Source organism: Negativicutes bacterium, assembly GCA_021372785.1.
Lineage (GTDB): Bacteria > Bacillota > JAAYKD01 > JAAYKD01 > JAAYKD01 > JAJFTT01.
The window spans coordinates 1-19,698 of sequence record JAJFTT010000054.1 but is presented as its reverse complement, the minus strand read 5'-3'; the positions used below and the strand labels follow the sequence as shown (position 1 = coordinate 19,698).

Here is a 19,698-nt window from a genome sequence, read left to right as displayed (position 1 = left end):
CAGCAGAGCCTCGCGGCTGCCTTTTTTCTTTTTGCGTTGGTAAGTGATGCTTTCCACGGTTGGCTCGGGGTTGATCACTACCCGTTCCGCTTCGGCTTCGTTGAACAGGTTCAACTGTTCGGTGCCGTCATATTTGCTATTTTCAGTGTTCCAGGGGGACGGGGGTGTTGGCACAGCTTGATGTGGGTTATAAATATTGTCGAGTGGCATGTGAAAAGCACTGTATTCAGCGGAAGATGATTCCAGCAAGGACACAGTGCTTCGTGATGTACATATTGTGTTAAGGGAAAAGGCAAAGGAGCAGTGATGAGATGGAGGGGACGGAAGGGACGAGGGGACGGAGGTGGAGACGAGGGGACGGCGGAACGGTCAAGACCGTTCCCTACATTTGCACAATGTTAAGGATAAGATGTTAATGTAATTGTTGGGGAGAGGGCGACGGGGGAGGAGACGAGGGGACGGCGGAACGGTCAAGACCGTTCCCTACATTTCCATGAGCAGAAAGTCGCGGATGTTTTTATGCTCAATGCCTTCACGACTAAAATTGAATTCATCCAAGGAAACCACATATTTTGGAAAGTTATCCGAAACGTCCAGAAACACCCCAAATTCACGCTGAACTGTATCTTCACTAGCAAGCAGATAGCAAACCTGCACATAAATACGCTGGCCTGCTTTATCAGCAACAAAATCAATCTCTTTTTCGCCTATGCGGCCTGCGGTTACTTTATAACCATGACGCAGCAATTCTAAGAAGACCATATTTTCGAGCACTAGCTCAATGTCTCGCTGATTATTACCATATACAGCTTCGCGGATACCGTGATCGCAGATATAGTATTTCTCATTGACCTGCAGGATTTTCTTTCCCACAAGATCAAGCTTACCGACACGATGAAACAGATAAGCTTCCTCACAAGCTTTTAAATAGTTGATCACGGTTTCGGGGGCAACCTTGCGACGATCATTTTTTAGAAATTTTGAAATACTGGTAGCCGAAAAAGTTCTGCCAATATTAGCCATCACAAACAGGATAATTCGTTCCAAAAGATCAACATCCCGAAAGTTGTTTCGTTTCATAATATCTTTTATCACAACAGACGCAAAAATGTCACTTAAATATTGTTTAGCAGTGTTTTCGTCTGCGTCAACAGCAATCAGAAAGGGCATGCCGCCGGTAACCAAATACTTCTGAAAGCATTCCGCCGTAGAAAGGTTGGGTTGTTTTTCAATGATTGCAATACAATATTCCTGGAAGGAAAACGGATAGATTTGAATTTCTATATACCGCTCTGCCAGGAGTGTAGCATATTCTCCGGCAAGCATCTTAGCATTGGAACCTGTAATGTAGATGTCTACATCGGAATTTACACGCAGAGAGTTGACACAGCTTTCCCAATTGTCAACTTCCTGAACCTCGTCAAGAAACAAATAAGCGCGGCCTTTGCAATGTTCAATTTTTTCTTTTATGTGATCGTGCAAAACGTTAGCATCTTTGTATTGACGCAAGGTCATATCCTCGAAGTTATAAGAGAGGATGTTGCTCTTCGGAACACCTCTTTCCAGGAGTTCTTGTTGTATTAGTTGCAGCATCACAGACTTACCGCTTCGACGGATGCCTGTGATGATTTTTACTACCTCTGTCTGATCTATAAAGCCGCGTAATTGACTGAGATATCGTTCTCGTTTAATCATTCGGAACACCTCCGTATTCATGGTGATTATATTTTACATCAGATATATCTTTTAGTCAACGTAAAATATACTGTTGTATAAGATATAACTGATGTTCCAGGGGGACGGGGGTGTTGGCACAGCTTGATGTGGGTTTTAAATATTGTCGAGTGGCATGTGAAAAGCACTGTATTCAGCGGGAAGATGATTCCAGCAAGGACACAGTGCTTTGTGATGTACATATTGTGTTAAGGGAGGGGAAAGAAGAGTTTATTTTAGATTTTCAATTCGGGTGAGCAAATTTCAAATCATAATATAACTATATTAACTTGCAATATAACAGAGTAAGTGTTATATTAATAGCAAACAACATTGTATTAGGAGGTGAGGCATTTGACAAAGGTTATAGAGCAGTATTTAAGAGAAAACATTGATGATCGGGTCAGGATTAGTCCATGGAAAGACAAAGAAAAGTTTCCAATTTTTCTAAGAAATATTTATCTTTTCCACGAGATGACGATCCTTGATACCTCTTGTGTGTTGCTTGAAATTATTGAAGAGGCGCCTGGCGTTGATATGATTCAAAAACAGATCAAGCGAATTGAAGAATTATCGAATCAGCAACCGGTTCTATATTACAAAGAAATCACCGCTTATAGAAGAAGAAGCTTAATTGAAAATCGCATTCCATTCGTCATTGAGAATGGTCAAATGTATTTACCTTTTTTAGGGCTTGACTTAAGTAGAACTCCTCAAAATAGGGATGGAGTAAAAAAAATCCTTAATTTCTCTACTTCAGTGCAAGTTGCATATCTGTTTTTTTTATATCACAAAGATACAGTACTCAATACATTAACGTTTGCTGAAAAAATGGGTATAACAGGAATGACTGCCTCCCGGATATTGAATGACCTGCATAACGTGAAACTGATCACATACGAAATTGCGGGAATGACAGGTCGGAGTAAGGAATATCGAAGGATTCCAGATCCTGAGTATTTTGAAATAGGGCGTAGTTATATAAAGTCTCCGGTGAAGAAAGTGGTTTATGTTAAGAGAGCACCCGAGAATACTTTGGTAGCAGGGCTTGAAGCACTAGCAGAGCTTTCGATGATGAATCCACCAGGACATCTCGTAAGAGCAATAAGTCGTAAGCAATTTGATAAAGAAGAGCTTGAGATTATCACAAATAGCGATATTATAAAAGATGAAAATTTAGTGGAACTTGAAATCTGGGATTACAATCCAAAACAATTCACTGAAAGTAAATATGTGGATATGTTGTCTTTATATGCCTCTCTAAAGGACGATAAAGATGAAAGGGTAGAACAGGCACTCGATGAGGTTTTACGAGGTGAACCATGGTATACGGGTTAGAGAAATTCAAAGAGTATTTTGGTAATCATTTAAATCAATATGTTCTCATTGGAGGAACCGCTTGCGATCTTCTTATGAATGAATTAGGTACCTCTTTTAGAGCCACTAAAGATCTAGACATTGTGTTAATTATAGAGGCAATCGATTTAAGTTTTGGAGAAATGTTCTGGCGATTTATCGAAGACGGTGGTTATGAGCATCGGGGAAAAAGCAGCGAAAAAAATCAATTTTATCGATTCACTTCACCGATCGAATTAGGTTTTCCGAAGATGATAGAGCTCTTCAGCAGAAAACCGGGTGATATGAATTTGAAATTCGAAACCGGTTGTACACCAATACATATAGATGATAACATCATCAGCCTTTCGGCCATTTTATTGAACGATACATACTATGAGTCTTTACTGAGAGGAAAACGAACCGTAGATGGTTTTTCTGTGCTTAATATAGAAACAGTGATTCTGTTTAAGATCAAAGCTTGGCTTGATTTAAAACAAAGAAAGGAAAATGATGAAGCTGTAGATTCAAAAAATATCAAGAAGCATAAAAATGATATCTTTAGGCTTTTGATAAACACTACTTCTTCGACTCATATGGAAATAGAGGAAGAAATCAAATCTGATGTACGACAGTTTATTGAATTGATTAAAATAGACAGACCAGATTTGCAAAGCTTAGGTATAAGAAATGGTGATTTTGATGAGTTAATGAAGATTATAGAGAACATTTATTTGCTGTTCCAGGGGGACGGGGGTGTTGGCACAGCTTGATATGGATTTTAAATATTGTCGAGTGGCATGTGAAAAGCACTGTATTCAGCAGGAAGATGATTCCAATTCCAGCGAGGATACAGTGCTTTGTGATGTACATATTTTGTTAAGGGAGGGAGAAAAGAAACGGCGATGAGATGGAGGAGAAAGAAGGAACGAGAGGAGACGAGGGGACGAAGGGACGGAGGACGGAGAACGGAGAACGGAGAACGGAGAACGGCGGAACGGAGAACGGAGAACGGAGAACGGCGGAACGGAGAACGGAGAACGGAGAACGGAGAACGGAGAACGGAGAACGGCGGAACGGTCAAGACCGTTCCCTACATTTGCGCGATGTTAAGGATATGATGTCGATGTAATTGATGGGGAGAGGAACGACGGACGGGTAAATGGTAAGGATAAGATGTTAATGTTCCAGGGGGACGGGGGTGTTGGCACAGATTAAATTGGATAAAAACATTGCCGAGTGGCATATAGAAAGCACTGTATTCAGCGGAAGATGATTCCAGTGAAGATACAGTGCTTTGTTATTAGCATATTGTGTTAATGGATGAGTGAGGATGACGGTAGATGGAAGACGGAGAACGGCAGAACGGTAGAAACGAGGAACGAAGGAGACGGAGGCGGCGGAATGGTAGAAACGAGGAACGGCGGAACGGTCAAGACCGTTCCCTACATTTGGGCAATGTGTTGCTAATACGCTAATACAATTTATGAGTAGAGGGCGACGAACGGGTAAATGGTAAGGATAAGGTGCAAACGTAATTGATGGGGAGAGGAACAACGGACGACGGACGGGCAAATGTTAAAGATAAGATGTTAATGTAATTGATGGGCAGAGAGCGACGGAGGAAAATGGTAAGGATAAGATGCAAACGTAATTGTTGGGGAGAGGAACGACGGACGACGGACGAAAATGTAAGGATAAGATGCAAACGTAATTGATGAGCGGAGAGGCGAGGGACGGGGAGACGAGGGACGGAGAACGAGGAACGGCGGAACGGTCAAGACCGTTCCCTACATTTGGGCAATGTGTTGCTAATACGCCAATACAATTTATGAGTAGAGGGCGACGAAGGGGAAATGTTAAGGATAAGATGTCAATGTAATTGTTGGGCGGAGAGACGAGGGACGGAGAACGGCGGAACGGTCAAGACCGTTCCCTACATTTGGACAATGTGTTGCTAATACGCCAATGCAATTTATGAGTAGAGGGCGACGAAGGGGAAATGTTAAGGATAAGATGTCAATGTAATTGTTGGGGGTAGAGGCGACGGACGGGGAAATATAAAGGATAAGATATCAATGTAATTGCTAGGGAAAGAGACGAGGGGACGAGAAGCGAATAGGCGAAGAGACAAAGAAGCAGCGAATAGTTTTGGGCATTCCATACAAGATCATACTTTGCCTAAATGTCATAGAATTATTCATAAAAGCATGGTATACTGATGTGAAGAATCCGAATGCCAAGATATATCCGCGTGCTAATTCTTTGACATTGCAGTTTCATTTGGAGGGGTATGGATGGATTTAAGTCATGAATTAAAAAGTAAGAACAAGAAAACCATCAGCAAAGACGAGATCAAACAAATGATGGCTTTTTGTTCGGATGAAGAACTATATCGCTCGATCAAAGCTTGTGAAAATGACGGTGTACTTCTGCCGATCTTTTCTTCAGGGACCAACGGTAATTTAAGCTTTCCGGTCTATTTGAAGTATCGAATTTTAACGGAGCAATCCGATTACAGCAATGAGTTTGCTACCATAGATGCCTTGCACCCTAAGCTGCAAAGTAATGGTTATTTGCGCAGAAAGCCACAGGAATACCAGAAGCATCAGGCGAATTTGCTGCGATTGAACCGCTATTTTTTTAACGCAAACGCTGGGACGATACCAATTTCCAAAAAGGAACGTGCGTTTCAAATCTTCGGAGAAGAGAAGACGCTGGACGAGCGAGATTTCATTGACTTTTTAGTCCGTCTTGGCATCACGAGCGATACCTTACAGTTTTACGATACGCCTGACTACTGCTTTCCGGATTACATTCCAATCAGAAAAGAAAAAATGACGCTGCTGATCTGTGAGAATAAGGATATCTGGTTTAATCTTCGGCGCAGGATGTTTGAGGACCATGCGGCCACGCTGTTCGGAGTGGCGCTGGATGGTGTTGTTTTCGGCTGCGGCAACCGCGTCAGCGAACCAGGCGCGGTCACTTCCTATGCGCAGTTTTTTAAAGGAGCCGCGGTCGATTTTCTTTATTGGGGTGATATCGATCGCGAAGGTCTGAACATCTATTTACGTGTGGTGCGTGCGAACCCGGAAATGAACATTCGCCTCTTTACCGCAGGCTATGAGCAGATGCTGCTGCGTGTCCGCAATCAGGTTGTCCCAAATAGCCAAGATCACCGCGAGCAAAGAATGGATTATACCGAAATCCTCACCTTGTTTTCTGAACAAGCGCAGCAGGAACTGACCATCTATTTGGAGCAAAACAAGAGGGTGCCGCAAGAGGTCGTTTCTTATGCGGTGCTGTTGGAAAGCATGAGGTAAGAAGATGGCATTCAGGAGAGAGACGGCGGATTTGCTTGCCGATTTTGAGAAACGTATGAAATTCATCAATATTGTCAAGAGCCTGCTTGAATACAAATATCCGGAGTCCATCCGAATCATGATTCCAGACCGCATGATTTTGGATAATCTGGTCTTGGCAGTGCTGGTCTTTATCATGGATCGTACCCTGAGCGACGAGAAAAAATGCACGATGAGTGACATAGCGAGGTTTATTCAGGAAATCACAGAAATTCTGCCCGAGTCTAGAGTGGATGCAGAGTTATTGGCTAAACATATTGTGATTGAAATTCTGCAAAACGGTGGTGTGTTGGCCGAATATCGTACGTTTTACAGCCGCAGCGAAAGTTTTGCGAATATGACGATCCGGCTGCTTAACGAAGAAAAAGGCAGCTATCATTTGACGGATGACGCCTTCGATTTCCTTTATCGCTCCAAAGAAATTGAAAGCGAATTGGATTATTCCGTGACTCGTTTTCGGATGACAGAGTATATGAAGCGCAACAATTACGCGAAAGCGCTGGATCAGAGCCGCGAGTTGGTCAACCGCATCCGCAATATGAAGACCAGCATGGACGATTTTTTGTTTCGCTGTCGTGAAAGCTTGGCTAAAATTACGGTGGATGAATACGAAGCAATCATCCTGCGCGTGCGTAGCCTTTTGGACAACGAATATCTGGAATTGGAGCTCATCCAGAAAAACGCCAGAGAGCAATCGGCAAAATTGGCAGAGGCCATCGAAACCGGTGTGAATGTGGAAGAAACGCAAAAGCATAAATTCCAGTTGGATGAGATTTTGCGCAATATTGCACTGACGGTCAGTGAACAACGAGTATTGATCAATAAAAAATCTTCTCTGGCGGATTCTTACAGCCAGCTGCTGGACGAAAGTTATGTCATGCTGAATTACAAGCGGTTCAATATGCAAGAGGAATTGATGGAACCACTTCGCCATTTAGGGGATGCGTTGGGGGATGCAGCGAAATATCTTTTGTTTCCTCTTACCAAACCGCTCTTCAACGATTATTTCAGCATCGAAAATTTCTACGCTCCGCAGCGGAAATTGAAAGAGGCGGAAGCGGAGGAAGGTTTTGATTTGAGCGAAGGAGAAAATCACGAAGAAATCCGCCAGGAAGCGCGTAATCTTCGGTTTAGTCTGATTTGTCGCCATTTCTTTCATTACGCCAGTGATAAAACACGCTTTACCGTTAGTGAATATATCGCGTCGCTCAGCATTTTGGAAATAATGAATTTCTGCAGTGAGAATGCGCTACCGCAGGTGCTGCTTTCGATGTATGCCATGCAGGAATTGGACATTGCCGGTTGGGAGGCTGCCAACGAAATCGTAGTGGAACCACTGGGTGAATTTGAATTAGCCTGGTGTTTAGCAAGAACACCGGCGGAAGACCATCGGATGAAGAAGATCGTGTTTAGTAAACTGGAACAGGAATGCAGCTTTTTGGTACAAAGAGGCGAAGAAACTAGAAATATTACGCTGACTGATTTTGAAATTGAGGTAATCAAATGAATCGCAAGACATTAGAGGTGTATCAGGCTTTTTTGAAAAAGGGTTGGATTGACCGCGCGGATGATCCGATGATCTGGAGTTATGCCGAAGAAGCAGACGTGATGGACGAGTTAAATGAATTCCAAGAGGTGCTTCGTTTTGAGATTATGAAAACGGGCAGCCGGGCTTACCTGATTCCAAGTCAGGATAATGAGTTATTTCTCAAGGACAATATTGATTATCGCAAAGATATTAGGGCGACAAATGATGTCAGAATACGCGATTTATATCTGCTGAATTATCTGGCGATTTATCTGATTTTTGAGTTTTTCGGCGGTGAAGGAAATGATCCGCAGCAGCGGGAGTTTATTAGCAGAGAAGCCTTTTTAGAGCGGTTCACGGAGCATTGTCAGCAGACAGAAGCCAACTTGCTGGAGGGTGAAAACCAGCAGACAGATTACAGTGAGAATTTCAAGGCGCTGGCCTCTTCTTGGCTGGGTAAGCTGGAAGGCGAAACGGACTCCAATAAAATTGATACCAAAAACGGGTTGCTCAATAAAATTCTGCTCAAGTTTAAAACAGACGAATTATTCACACAGGATGAAGATAGGATTTTTCCCACCAGAAAAATGCGTGACCTGATGCCTTATTTTTTGATGAAAAAACGGGTGACGGAAATTCATGCCTGGATGCAGAAGGGAGCCGAGCATGCCTCAGATTAACCGGGTGCGAATTGTTAATTTTTCTTTCAATGACGGCAAACGTTTAATTTCGGACGAGTTATTTGATTTTTGTAACGCTAATTCCAACAAAGCGCTGAATACTTTGATCAATTTAGCCAATGGCGGCGGGAAATCGGTGTTGGTCCAATTGATGATGCAGCCGATTCTTCCCAAAGCGCAGGTTGCCGGCCGGAAAATCGAAAGCTTTTTTACGAAATCAACCGATCATTGTTTTATCCTTTTGGAATGGAACAAAGATAACAGTTCGGAAAAGCTGCTGACCGGAATTGCTCTGGCTGCCGGTGAGACTTCCTCATCTGACGAAGACAACACGCGCGGGGTGCAGGTAAAATATTATACTTTTCTCAGCAATTATAGTAATTACCGTACACAATATAATATCATCAGCATGCCGTTAGCTCGAAAAGAAGATCATCATTTCACAGCGGAAAGTTTTGATTTTGTCCGCTTGCTGGCCAAAAGAAGTAGCGGCGCTCTGGAGTATTTCTCTTCGGATGACACGGCGTCTTGGCGAAGCAGGCTGACGGAATATGGCATTTATCAGAGCGAATGGAAAAACACAATTGGTCGGATCAATGCCGAAGAAGGCGGCATGAGTAAATTCTTTGGCGAATTCAAGCGGGCAGCAACGATTATTGACAAACTATTTCTCCCCACCATAGAAGCCAAGCTGAATGCTGCCGAAAATCAGGCAGAAGACCATTCCCTGCGCCGCATGTTTCGCAATTATGCAAAACAATTCAGCGAACAAAAAGAGAAAATCCTGCTCCGAGATACGGCAACACGTTTCGTAGAAGAGATGAAACGCGAGCAGACGACGGTGGAAACACTCTGGACTCTGAACGATCAGTATGAGCAAAGCATCCATTGCTTATTTGGTTTTTTGGCAGCTTTGAGCACAGAAGTGAAAACGCTGGAAATAAAGATAGAAGAAATCAGCAGCCAGCTTGCCGCTGTGGAGACGGAAGTTTTACAGATCAAGTTGGAGCGTGCTTCGGCAGATTTTTACAAAACCAAAGCGATTTTTGATGATTTGTCTGCTGCTCTGGCGGAATTGCATTCGAAAGAGAATCAACTGAAAAATGAGTTGGCGAGTACGGAGCAAAGCCTTTTGATTCAGGAATGTGCGATGTATGCAGAGCGGATGCGCAAACTGGAGAATGAATTGAGTGCGCTGCGCAGCGAAATAGAACAAAAAGAAAGCGACAGCGAAGCCGGGCAGCAACTGGCTGGCTTGCGTTATTCCAGTTCTTGCGCTATCGCAGCTGAGCTGCCACACTGCCGGCAAGAGCAAAGTGAGCTTGCGGAAGAAGCTGCGGTTCTGAGGAGGCAACACGAGCAACTCTTGAAAGCCGTGCAAACCGCCAAAGCAGCGGCCGAAACAAGCGATAAAGCGGCATCTCGGTTGAATGGAAAATTGGAATCTGCCGAAGAGGAACTGGAAAGATTGGCTGCCGGTTTGCAAGTGAAAGTTGACCGGCGGCTGGATGGAAGCTATGATCCGGAAACGCTGAATGCTAGCGCAGTGGCGAAGCTGATCGAGCAAGAAAAGTTGCAGACAGAAGAACAAGAAAACAGTGAACTGCAAAAACAAATAGAAGAGCGACTGGAGAAAATCCCTCTGAAAATAGGGGAGTGTGAAGAGAAACAGCGCCAGGTCATCGCTGCCAAGGAGCAGATAGCGCGGTTAATCGGCCAATACAAAGCGGCAGAGCAGAGTATTCTGCGTATTTCAGAACAATACAATCTGAGTTTTGCCAATCGTTTTACAACGCTTTTTTCAGACTATTTGCAGGCGGAAATCAATTTGTCTCATGCCACTGAAGCCAAGCTGCAAAGAGCAGTGACGATTGCAGAAGAAGAATTGGCGGCGGTAAAAAGCGGAACAGTGCATGTGCCCAAAGCGGTGATCGATTATATGAGTGGCACCGGTGTGAATTATCAGACTTGTGAGCAATATCTGCTCAGTGCGGTGAGCAATGGCAATCTGACGAAAGAACACTGTCTGGAGATTCTGCAGAATTATCCGGAAGCAGCTTATGGCCTCTTGCTGGATGCGAAAGCGCTTGACACTCTTTTGCAGGCGGAACCTGCGGACTGGCTGCCGGCGATGGTACCGCTGTTCAGTTACGAGCAAATGGAAAAACTGCTTGCCATCCAGTCTGAAAAGCGGGTTGCGCTGGCTTTTTATTCTGAAGAGTACTTTAGTGACAAAGAGCATTACCTGGAAAAACTGGAAGCAAAAAAGCAGAAGTGTCTTGCGGATATGGATCAAGGCCGGGAGCGCTTGAGCGCGCTCCGGCTTGCCTTGGACATCGTAGCAGCATTCAATTATGAAGCTACTTGGTTGGCCACGCAGGAAGAGCAGCTGCGACTGACTGAAAATGAGCTGAGCATGCAAAAAAAGCACAGAGAACGATTAGAGAATGAGCAGGTCCAATTAAAAGAGCGGCAGGCCGCCAGCCGCGAATTCGAAAAGAAAATTGCAGAAGATCTGCGCTGTTATCGCAATTGGTTTGAGACGCTGCAGGCTTTAAAAGCACAAATTGAACGGACTGAAATCAGCTATCGGCAATATTATCAGGCATTGGCCGAAGCGGAAGCGGATAAAATCTCTGCAAAGAAGTTGGAGAACGAATGCGAACAAGGACGTTCCCGGCGAGAGCAGGCAGAGAATTTGCTGAAAAGCTTGGAGGCTCGCTTGGCTGAGCTGACATCAGTATGGAGCGAGGTAAAAGACGCTCCGCAAGCGGAACTTTTACAGGGTTCCTGGCGGGATCTGATGGCTCAATACCATATTTTAATCAAGAATCAAAATGATTCTCTGGCTGTACTGCAGGCAAAACTGGAAGGAAAACTGCAGGAAAAGAAAAATGCCCAGGCGGAAGTGGATAAGCGTCATTGCGAGGCTGCCTTATATCAGGGTGTTGCTTATTCGCAGCAGTTGGAACAGGAACTCAGCGCTGCCAAGATACAACTGAATCGGTTAAAAGATGAAATCGAGATCAAGATTCGAGAAGGTGGCAAGCAGTGTGCGACGGCTGAGGCGAGTTTTAAACAAAGTTTGTCAGCCGTAAGAGAATTGGCGGAGGAGCCGCTCGCCAAGGAACAAATCGGTTCACGCTTTCAGGAGCGTTTGCAGGAAAAAATAGCAAGCAAACAGGGATTGGAAGCAGAGAGAAAAACAACGGAACGCCAGCTGATTACGACGCGCAATTGCTTGGAGATGCTGCAGTCCGAGAGCAAGGACTATCCGCAGACGAATAAGATAACGGAAATTGTGTTGGAAGCGAACCTGATGCTGCAAAAAAGAGAGATCAGTGAAAAAGTCAAACAAAGTAAAAAGGCATTTCAAGAGGCAGAGCAGCAATTTATGGAAACACTGCGCCGCTTGGAAGCCAGCTATGCTGTTGGCAATGAGCGATTCCAATCTGCAATTCATAGCATTTTTGAACTCGTGCGCTCTGATAATGGACAAGGCGATCGTTACTATACGATCCTCGAACAGGTAAAATCCAGCCTCGATACAACCCAAAAGAAAATTGCTCAGATTACAGCCGATCTGAAAGATATCGATAGCAGTCATGCAGATCTCGTGCACCAATGTGTGATCCAAGGGAAACAGATTTACGAACAGCTTCGTCAGCTTTCCGAAAGCTCCAAAGTCCAGTTATTCGATAACCGCGCCAGGCAGTTGATGTTGAGGTTTGATTTGCCGGATGCCGTGGATGAAAACGTGGCATATGCTTCAGTTGAAAACGAAATCAACCGCGGTGTCAGTGATATCATTGCTCTGCTTTCCGGCGAACCGTCAGAATTTGAATTGGACAAGGCGGCGAATCGCGTGGTTGGCAGCCGGAATCTTTTAAATCGTTATATCGGCAGAGAAAATATCACGATGCAGGTCTACAAAATTGATTCCAATCCGCAAAACTGCAAATACCGCAGTTGGGAGGAAACACAGATCAATAACTCCGGCGGGGAAAAATTCGTGATTTATTTTGCTGTCATTCTGGCGTTGATGAGCTATTCGCGCAATACATCCACTGTGATGAGTGACAAGAGTCTGAGCAGTGTCTTGATTCTGGATAATCCCTTTGGGCCTATCACTTCAGCTCATCTTTTAAAACCGATGTTTGAAATTGCACGTCATTTTCATGTTCAACTCATTTGCCTGTCCGACATTAGCAAGTGCGACATTACCGCTTGTTTTGACATCTTGATCAAAGCTGTCATCAAGAGCCGTCCGCTTTCCAGCATTGAAACGCTGTCGCAAGACGGTGAGGAGAAAATTGAGCATGGCTTTTTCCGTGCCGAGCAGACTTCAATGTTCCAGGGGGACGGGGGTGTTGGCACAGATTGAGACGTGTTCCAGGGGGACGGTGTTCCAGGGGGACGGGGGTGTTGGCACAGATTGATTAGGACATTTAAATATTGTCGAGTGGCATATAGAAGGCACTGTATTCAGCGGGAAGATGATTCCTGCGAGGATACAGTGCTTTGTGGTGTACATATTGTGTTAAGGAACGGCGAAGGCGTAAGAGGCGTGGGAAGATGGAAGACGGAGAACGGCGGAACGGTAGAAACGGAGAGACGAAGGAACGTGGAACGGCGGAACGGTCAAGACCGTTCCCTACATTTGGAAAATGTGAAGATAAGATGTTAACGTAATTGATGGGGAGAGGGCGACGAAGGGGGAAATGTGATGATGAGATGTAAATGTAATTGTTGAGTTGAGAGACGATGGGGCATGGCGGGAGGGGACGATGAAAGACGATAGGACGAAAGAAACGAGGAGACGAAGGGACGGCGGAACGGTCAAGACCGTTCCCTACATTTGGAAAATGTGAAGATAAGATGTTGGGCTGGCATAATTGTTGAGTTGAGAGACGATGGAGCATGACGGAGGGGACGATAAAAGACGATAGGACGAAAGAAACGAGGAACGAAGGGACGGCGGAACGGTCAAGACCGTGCCCTACATTTGGGAAACGTGAAGATAAGATGTTGGCATAATTGATGGGGAGAGGGCGACGAACGGGGAAATGTGAGGATAAGATGTCAATGTAATTGTTGGGGAGAGGGCGACGGAGGAGTGAAGGGACGAAGGGGACGGAGAACGGCGGAACGAAGGAACGGTGGAACGGTCAAGACCGTTCCCTACATTTGGGAAATGTGAAGATAAGATGTTGGCATAATTGATGGGGAGAGGGCGACGAACGGGGAAATGTGCTGATAAGATGTCAATGTAATTGTTGGGGAGATAGACGAGGGACGAAGGATGAGACGATGTGGTGATAAGATGTCAACGTAATCGTTGGGCAGAGTAACGAAGCAGCGCACCAGAAACATTTTGCAGCAACCGTTTCGTTGCTATTATTTTACGAACTCTTTTGATAGATCATTTTACTGCGCGCTGCCGCCAGGATACTTTGCACATCGGCGGCAGGGTTCAGCCAGGCAACCAGCTGCTCTCTGGGTAAAATGACCGGCATGCGGGGATGGATGAATTTAATTTCTTCCGCTGCATCACAGGTGAGAATGACAAAAGACGGCAACTCCCGATTGGCTTCCAGACGATAAATTCCTGCCATATAAAATACGGGCTGTTCGTCCGGGGCGATGCAGTATTTCAGTTTGGCTTCGGGCGTTTTCTGCCATTCAAAGTAGTGGTTGGCCGGAATCAGACAGCGCCGCAGCCGCATGCTCTCGCGAAACAGTGGTTTTGCCAAAGCACTCTCGCTGCGGGCGTTGATGATCAGGGGGCGCTCAGCTTCGGCATAACCCCACTTCATCAGAAAAGGCCGCGCCGTCTGGTTTTTGCTGTTGGCCATGGCCGGGGCAATTTGAGAGGGGAAAATTTCACCCAAACGCATCAGCGGCAGCAGTTTGGAATCGGGATAACGGCGGTTCAGGTCTGCCAGGATCCGCTGCATTTCAGACGCATTTTCTTCTGGTTCCACATAGTATCTGCCGCACAAGGGGAAGCACTCCTTTCAGGCGGGCGAGGCTGGGGTTCGCCGCTCTGCCTTCTTCAGGCCTGTTTGCGTTCAACAAACCAACGGCCGAGCTGATTGCCCTGGGTGGCGGCACTGCGTTCAAAGAAAAGATAGCTGTAATGATCACCCAGGCGCACCATATAACGATCTCCCTGACCGCCGGCTTTGGCAGCATATGAGGGGCGGATATCGAGAATACGGTCGATTGGATACTGCGTGCCGTCTTCCCAGGTGATGACCTGCGGCAGCAGCATGCCTTCCGGATCAAAAGAAGCGATCACGCCGACATATACCTTCGCTGAATTTTCCATCCTGTTCACCTCACCCTCTTTAAAAAATCGGAATTGGCCGTCATTGGCGGATCGATGACCTGAAACCCCTTGCGTTTTAAAACGCGAAATTTAAAATCCAACAATTCCGCCGGCACCTGCAGCTGATTGGCGGCAGCGAAAAAAGAGATATCGTCGTTCAGCAGGGCCAAAACGTCTTCGTCCGGCATCAGCAGATCGGCGGCAAAAATATTGGCTTCAAATTCAAGCTGCGACGTTTCATCAAACATTTCAAAATCGTGGAAAGCTTTAATACCGGTTAAGCGCCGGTGCAGCACGGCATGGCCCAATTCGTGTGCGACAATGATTCTCTGCAGATCTTCCGGCAAATTGCTGTTGACCATAATCACCTGCCTGCGCGATTGGCTGAGATAGAAGCCCTTGCAGGCACCGGCAAATTCACCCATGGGGGAGGGCAGCACGGTAATTTTCATGGCGCGGCAGAGGCGATAGACATTGCTTTCATCGTATTTGCTGAGAATCTTACGAACTTCCTGGCTGATTGTGGAGATAGACATGGTATCTATTCCTCATCTTTCTTGTGTCCGAAGGTTTCTTTGGCTTCTTCTTTACAGGTGACGTAAGCCGTCATCACGGCCTGGAAGAAAGCGTCTTTGGCTTCCTGGGACAGCACGCCGCCGGCGAAGAGAGCCCGATTGCGTTGCAGCAGCATGTCCGCCTCGGCGACGCCTTTGCTGCCGTAGCGGCCGCGAATATCTTCCAGCACAATTTCTTTCGCCATGCCGGCCTTGGGGTCGGTCACTTCGTCGTTGGTCAGGTATTCCAGGGAAACAGCCAGGGCTCGGGCCAGCTTGCGCATGGTCGAGCCGCGCGGAATAGCCTTGCCCGTTTCATAAGCGGAAATGGAGCGAATGGAGATATCCACCTGTTCGGCCAGGGCGGCTTGGCTGAGATCGGCTGCGGCGCGGGCGGCTTTGAGTTTTTCGGCAAAGCGTTGCATGATTCATCCTCCTTATGGCAGATAGAAGTTTTCGGTTTCGTGTCATTATGAATGTAAAACGAAGTATATAGAAGTTATCTTCATTATACTTCATGAAATACGGCTTGTCAAGCATAAAAAAAGAAGAAAGTTGCTTATTTTTGACTGAACTTCCTTGACAAAACTTCGTTCAGTTGCTAAGATCAAGAAAGGATAACTTCTACAAACTTCCGCTATGCACCTACTTCCAGGAAAGGAGGCCTTCTGCATGAAAAGCAACCGCATCATTTTACACAGTGATCTGAACGCCTTCTACGCTTCGGTCGCCTGCATGCTCGACCCCTCCCTTAAGGGCAAAGCAGTGGCAGTCTGCGGCTGTGCCGATGATCGCCACGGCATTGTGCTGGCCAAATCGCAATTGGCCAAGGAAGCCGGCATTAAAACCGGCATGGCCAACTGGCAGGCCAAACGCCTCTGTCCGCAAGTGATTCTGCTGCCGCCCAATTACAATGAATTTGTCAAAGCATCCGAAGCGGTGCGGGAAATCTACGGCCGCTTTACCGACCGGGTGGAACCTTACGGCATGGATGAATGCTGGCTGGATGTCAGCAAGATTTGTGCCAATTTTGCAGAAGGCTATGAAATTGCCGAGAAGATCCGCAATTTGGTTAAAGATGAGATGGGTTTGACCGTCAGTATCGGCGTTTCGTTCAATAAAGTCTTTGCCAAACTGGGTAGCGATTTGAAGAAGCCGGATGCCGTCACCGTGATCGATATAGAAAACTTTCGGGAAAAGCTGTGGCCGCTGCCGGTCAGCGATTTGCTCTATGTGGGCCGTTCCACCACCGTAAAGCTGGCTGCCATCGGAATCCGCAGCATCGGCGACCTGGCCAGGGCCGATCCGCAAAAGCTGCGCAAGCTGCTTGGCATCAACGGCATCCAGATTTGGAGCTTTGCCAACGGCGACGATCAAGCTTCGGTGCAACCCAGCGATTTCAGAAGAGAAATCAAATCCATCGGGCACGGCATTACCTGTGTGGAAGACCTGCAGAACAGCCTGGAAGTCTGGCACGTGATGTTGGAACTGTCGCAGGATATCGGCTATAAGCTGCGCACGCACGCTCTGATGGCCTGCGGCGTGCAGATTACCACCCGCAGCAATGATCTGACCGTCAAACAGTATCAGGCGCCGCTGGCCATGCCCAGCCAGAGTATCATGGAAATCGCCTGCAAAGCCCGCAGCCTTTTCCAGGAAAACTATCAATGGCAGCTGCCGATCCGTGCGGTTACGGTCAGAGCCATCAACCTGATTCCTCAGGAAGAACCTTTGCAACTGGACCTGCTGAACGACTACCAAAAACACGACCGCCAGATGAAATTGGAAGAGACCATTGATACGCTGCGTCAGCGCTTCGGCAAACGTTCGGTGATATCCGCTTCCTTAATGGGTGATTTAAAAATGCCGCTGCACAGCAGCAGTATTCTGCTCATGCCCGGCATGCAGCCCAACTGAGCCAACACCCCCGTCCCCTTGGCACATCGTTGTGCCAACACCCCCGTCCCCTTGGCACATCCTGATCGTCAATTTTTTATTTGACTTGTCGCTCCGGTGCATGATATGGCGAATGAGGAGAAGATTAAAATGCAGATAGCGTTTTATCAGGTTGATGCATTTACAAAGGAAGCATTTCGGGGTAATCCGGCAGGTGTTTGTGTTTTGGAAAAAGAAATAAGTGAAAGGAACATGCAGTTGATTGCCGCGGAGATGAATTTGTCTGAAACAGTTTTTGTTTTACCTTTCGTTGGCGCAGCGAGGTTATCTTCTAACCGCTTCAAATTGAGATGGTTTACACCAAAAACAGAAGTGGCATTATGCGGGCATGCCACGCTTGCTGTTTCTAAGGTCTTGTTTGATCATTTGGGTGCTGAATGGGATACAATTTTCTATGAAACCAAAAGCGGCAAACTTACTGCCCAAAAATCCAGCGAGGGTATTCTGCTTGATTTTCCAAGTGATGAACCAATCGGGCTGAATCCGCCCTTCGAAGTATTGAAGGCAATGGGAATATCCCATTATGAAACGATTTTTTGGGGTAAAAATACGAATAAACTGGTGATTCATCTGAAAACACTGGCTGATGTTCTTCAGCTGGATCCAAATTTTCTAAGAATGAAAGCAGTAAACTGCAGCAAAATAAAAGGGGTGGCCGTTACTTGTCTTGGGAAGGACCCTTACGATTTCACTTCCCGCTATTTTAATCCATGGGCAGGCGTCGATGAAGATTCGGTTACGGGTTCCGTGCACACTTTGCTGGCGCCTTATTGGGCAAGTTTACTCAAGAAGGATCGGTTAAGAGCCTATCAGGCCTCGCAAAGGGGCGGAGAAATCGTCTTAAGGCTGGTAGAGCAGGGGAGAGTGCAGCTGATCGGAGAGTCGGTTGTTGTTTTGCAAGGAACCATTGCTTTGCCGGAATGAATTAGAAAAGACGATCGACAACAGCTCGGCAGCCTGTATTTCTCTGGCAAGCCAGTTTTGCCCCGAGCGTATTGCGGGAAAACGAGGATTGTCTGCAGCGATCATCAGAGAATAAAAAATGTGTGGAGGATCTAAAATGAAAATTTCAAAAAAGGACGCTTTGAGTTGGTTTGAGTTTTTTTCGGAATTGCCGGAAGATGAGGATATTATGAAAAAGCAACAGGAAATTATCTTTGCTACTTTTGCCCAAATTGAGGCAGCAGTTGATCATAGAAATGAACTGTTGATGGCCGAGATCAAGGGTTTAAAAAATCTGCAAAAGAGAACGCTTTTTGTGGGGAATGAAAGTAAATTTCCCAATGGCTGTCGTTCCTGTCTGCTGGGTACTGGTTTGGGGGCAATCCGGAAAACGAATCATTGCAATCTGGAGTGTAAATTCTGTTATAACTATGGAGAAATTGCCGATCAGCCGCCCATTGGCGAAGACATGTGGGACATTGGCGGGACAAAATTCTATGAAAAGGATATCGATTTACTGCTTGCCATCCAACAGAAACCCACCGGTGTTTCCTACGTCTATTTAGAACCGTTTATGGAAATCGAAAAATATTACACGATGATCAGAAAATTCCATGCTGCCGGCGTTTATCAGCATCTCTATACCAATGGCACTTTAGCGGCGGAAGAATCACTAAAGGCCTTGGCGGAAGCCGGTTTGGACGAACTGCGTTTCAATCTGGGGGCTACCAACTGTTCCGATCAAGTCATTGAAAATATCAGAATAGCAAAGCAATATATTCCGAATGTGGGCATTGAAACTCCGATGACGCCGGAATTTTTCGAAACGTTTTTTCAGAAAAAGCAAGCAATTTTAGCGACAAAACTCGATTTCATCAATTGTGCCGAATTACACCTCAATGAGAATAACATCGATAATTTCTATGGTGAAAACATGTATATCGCCCGGCAGGGTTATCTCTCGCCCATTTGGAGCCGGGAATTGACGTTGAAATTGATGAAAATAGCCGATCAAGAGAACTGGGATGTAGCGGTGCATGATTGCTCGAATTATACGAAATTTGCCAGAGACTTGAATCTTGGCAGCAAAGACGGCAAGTGGTTCGGCGCCAGTAATTATATTTTTGAGTTTTCCGCAGTACCCTACGAAGCATTTTTACCAATCCTGCGTGATGAAAATTTCAAATTCTTAGTGGAAGAGGAATTACCCGCAGGCTATAAACCGGGAGAGCTGCTGTTTTAGCGTGCCAAGGGAGACGGCGGGGTGTTCCGGGGGGACGGGGGTGTTGGCACAGGC

At 46.0% G+C, this 19,698-nt stretch carries 15 protein-coding genes; 9 read left to right on the top strand and 6 right to left on the bottom strand.

Annotated features, from left to right (window positions below; genetic code table 11):
* On the bottom strand, positions 1-249 hold a 249-nt coding region (locus LLG09_07355; protein ID MCE5196927.1), incomplete at its 3' end, for a hypothetical protein.
* 234 nt (positions 250-483) lie between these two features.
* Positions 484-1,695, bottom strand: coding sequence for an ATP-binding protein (locus LLG09_07350; protein ID MCE5196926.1), 1,212 nt, complete (start codon positions 1,693-1,695; stop codon positions 484-486).
* A gap of 372 nt (positions 1,696-2,067) precedes the next feature.
* Between LLG09_07350 and LLG09_07345 the strand changes: the two genes are divergently transcribed.
* The 6 genes from LLG09_07345 (at position 2,068) to LLG09_07320 (ending at position 13,002) form a co-directional block, all read left to right on the top strand.
* Entirely contained in the window at positions 2,068-3,051 is a 984-nt protein-coding gene (locus LLG09_07345; GenBank protein ID MCE5196925.1) for a MarR family transcriptional regulator, read from the top strand.
* Positions 3,036-3,821, top strand: coding sequence for a hypothetical protein (locus LLG09_07340; GenBank protein MCE5196924.1), 786 nt, complete (start codon positions 3,036-3,038; stop codon positions 3,819-3,821). Before LLG09_07345 ends, LLG09_07340 begins: the two co-directional genes overlap by 16 nt.
* A 1,524-nt stretch (positions 3,822-5,345) precedes the next feature.
* Positions 5,346-6,371, top strand: a complete 1,026-nt coding sequence (locus tag LLG09_07335) for a DUF2220 domain-containing protein (protein MCE5196923.1) — start codon at positions 5,346-5,348, stop codon at positions 6,369-6,371.
* Positions 6,372-6,375: 4 nt separating this feature from the next.
* Positions 6,376-7,917: a hypothetical protein gene (locus tag LLG09_07330; protein MCE5196922.1), complete on the top strand. Its 1,542-nt coding sequence runs from the start codon at positions 6,376-6,378 to the stop codon at positions 7,915-7,917.
* Positions 7,914-8,618: a DUF6063 family protein gene (locus LLG09_07325; protein ID MCE5196921.1), complete on the top strand. Its 705-nt coding sequence runs from the start codon at positions 7,914-7,916 to the stop codon at positions 8,616-8,618. The genes LLG09_07330 and LLG09_07325 overlap by 4 nt, the downstream gene beginning before the upstream one ends.
* On the top strand, positions 8,605-13,002 hold the full coding sequence (locus LLG09_07320; GenBank protein ID MCE5196920.1) for a hypothetical protein: 4,398 nt from the start codon (positions 8,605-8,607) through the stop codon (positions 13,000-13,002). Before LLG09_07325 ends, LLG09_07320 begins: the two co-directional genes overlap by 14 nt.
* Positions 13,003-14,020: 1,018 nt before the next feature.
* Here the strand turns inward: LLG09_07320 and LLG09_07315 are convergent.
* Genes LLG09_07315 through LLG09_07300 form a run of 4 tightly spaced genes read right to left on the bottom strand, consistent with a single transcriptional unit; the run spans position 14,021 to position 15,928 of the window.
* Positions 14,021-14,620, bottom strand: a complete 600-nt coding sequence (locus LLG09_07315) for an SOS response-associated peptidase (GenBank protein MCE5196919.1) — start codon at positions 14,618-14,620, stop codon at positions 14,021-14,023.
* 53 nt (positions 14,621-14,673) lie between these two features.
* Entirely contained in the window at positions 14,674-14,949 is a 276-nt protein-coding gene (locus LLG09_07310) for a hypothetical protein (protein ID MCE5196918.1), read from the bottom strand.
* Positions 14,950-14,954: 5 nt separating this feature from the next.
* Positions 14,955-15,485 (bottom strand): ImmA/IrrE family metallo-endopeptidase, encoded by a 531-nt coding sequence (locus tag LLG09_07305; GenBank protein MCE5196917.1) that lies wholly within the window; start codon positions 15,483-15,485, stop codon positions 14,955-14,957.
* Positions 15,486-15,490: 5 nt separating this feature from the next.
* Positions 15,491-15,928 carry a helix-turn-helix domain-containing protein gene (locus tag LLG09_07300; protein MCE5196916.1) on the bottom strand — a complete coding sequence of 146 codons (438 nt, stop codon included), beginning with the start codon at positions 15,926-15,928 and terminating at the stop codon, positions 15,491-15,493.
* Positions 15,929-16,175: 247 nt separating this feature from the next.
* Here LLG09_07300 and LLG09_07295 point away from each other — a divergent pair, with 247 nt between their 5' ends.
* The 3 genes from LLG09_07295 (at position 16,176) to LLG09_07285 (ending at position 19,644) form a co-directional block, all read left to right on the top strand.
* The gene (locus tag LLG09_07295) at positions 16,176-17,420 is read left to right on the top strand and encodes a DNA polymerase IV (GenBank protein ID MCE5196915.1); all 1,245 of its coding nucleotides are present in this window, start codon (positions 16,176-16,178) and stop codon (positions 17,418-17,420) included.
* A 129-nt stretch (positions 17,421-17,549) separates the two neighbouring features.
* Complete coding sequence (locus LLG09_07290; GenBank protein ID MCE5196914.1) at positions 17,550-18,383, top strand: PhzF family phenazine biosynthesis protein; 834 nt, start codon at positions 17,550-17,552, stop codon at positions 18,381-18,383.
* Between the two features lie 136 nt (positions 18,384-18,519).
* The gene (locus tag LLG09_07285) at positions 18,520-19,644 is read left to right on the top strand and encodes a radical SAM protein (GenBank protein ID MCE5196913.1); all 1,125 of its coding nucleotides are present in this window, start codon (positions 18,520-18,522) and stop codon (positions 19,642-19,644) included.
* Positions 19,645-19,698 lie beyond the last annotated feature (54 nt).

Excerpts from the sequence above, each read along its gene's own strand:
- LLG09_07350 (MCE5196926.1), bottom strand. The coding sequence starts at position 1,695 with ATGATTAAACGAGAACGATATCTCAGTCAATTACGCGGCTTTATAGAT.
- LLG09_07340 (MCE5196924.1), top strand. The coding sequence starts at position 3,036 with ATGGTATACGGGTTAGAGAAATTCAAAGAGTATTTTGGTAATCATTTA.
- LLG09_07335 (MCE5196923.1), top strand. The coding sequence starts at position 5,346 with ATGGATTTAAGTCATGAATTAAAAAGTAAGAACAAGAAAACCATCAGC.
- LLG09_07330 (MCE5196922.1), top strand. The coding sequence starts at position 6,376 with ATGGCATTCAGGAGAGAGACGGCGGATTTGCTTGCCGATTTTGAGAAA.
- LLG09_07325 (MCE5196921.1), top strand. The coding sequence starts at position 7,914 with ATGAATCGCAAGACATTAGAGGTGTATCAGGCTTTTTTGAAAAAGGGT.
- LLG09_07320 (MCE5196920.1), top strand. The coding sequence starts at position 8,605 with ATGCCTCAGATTAACCGGGTGCGAATTGTTAATTTTTCTTTCAATGAC.
- LLG09_07310 (MCE5196918.1), bottom strand. The coding sequence starts at position 14,949 with ATGGAAAATTCAGCGAAGGTATATGTCGGCGTGATCGCTTCTTTTGAT.
- LLG09_07305 (MCE5196917.1), bottom strand. The coding sequence starts at position 15,485 with ATGTCTATCTCCACAATCAGCCAGGAAGTTCGTAAGATTCTCAGCAAA.
- LLG09_07300 (MCE5196916.1), bottom strand. The coding sequence starts at position 15,928 with ATGCAACGCTTTGCCGAAAAACTCAAAGCCGCCCGCGCCGCAGCCGAT.
- LLG09_07295 (MCE5196915.1), top strand. The coding sequence starts at position 16,176 with ATGAAAAGCAACCGCATCATTTTACACAGTGATCTGAACGCCTTCTAC.
- LLG09_07290 (MCE5196914.1), top strand. The coding sequence starts at position 17,550 with ATGCAGATAGCGTTTTATCAGGTTGATGCATTTACAAAGGAAGCATTT.
- LLG09_07285 (MCE5196913.1), top strand. The coding sequence starts at position 18,520 with ATGAAAATTTCAAAAAAGGACGCTTTGAGTTGGTTTGAGTTTTTTTCG.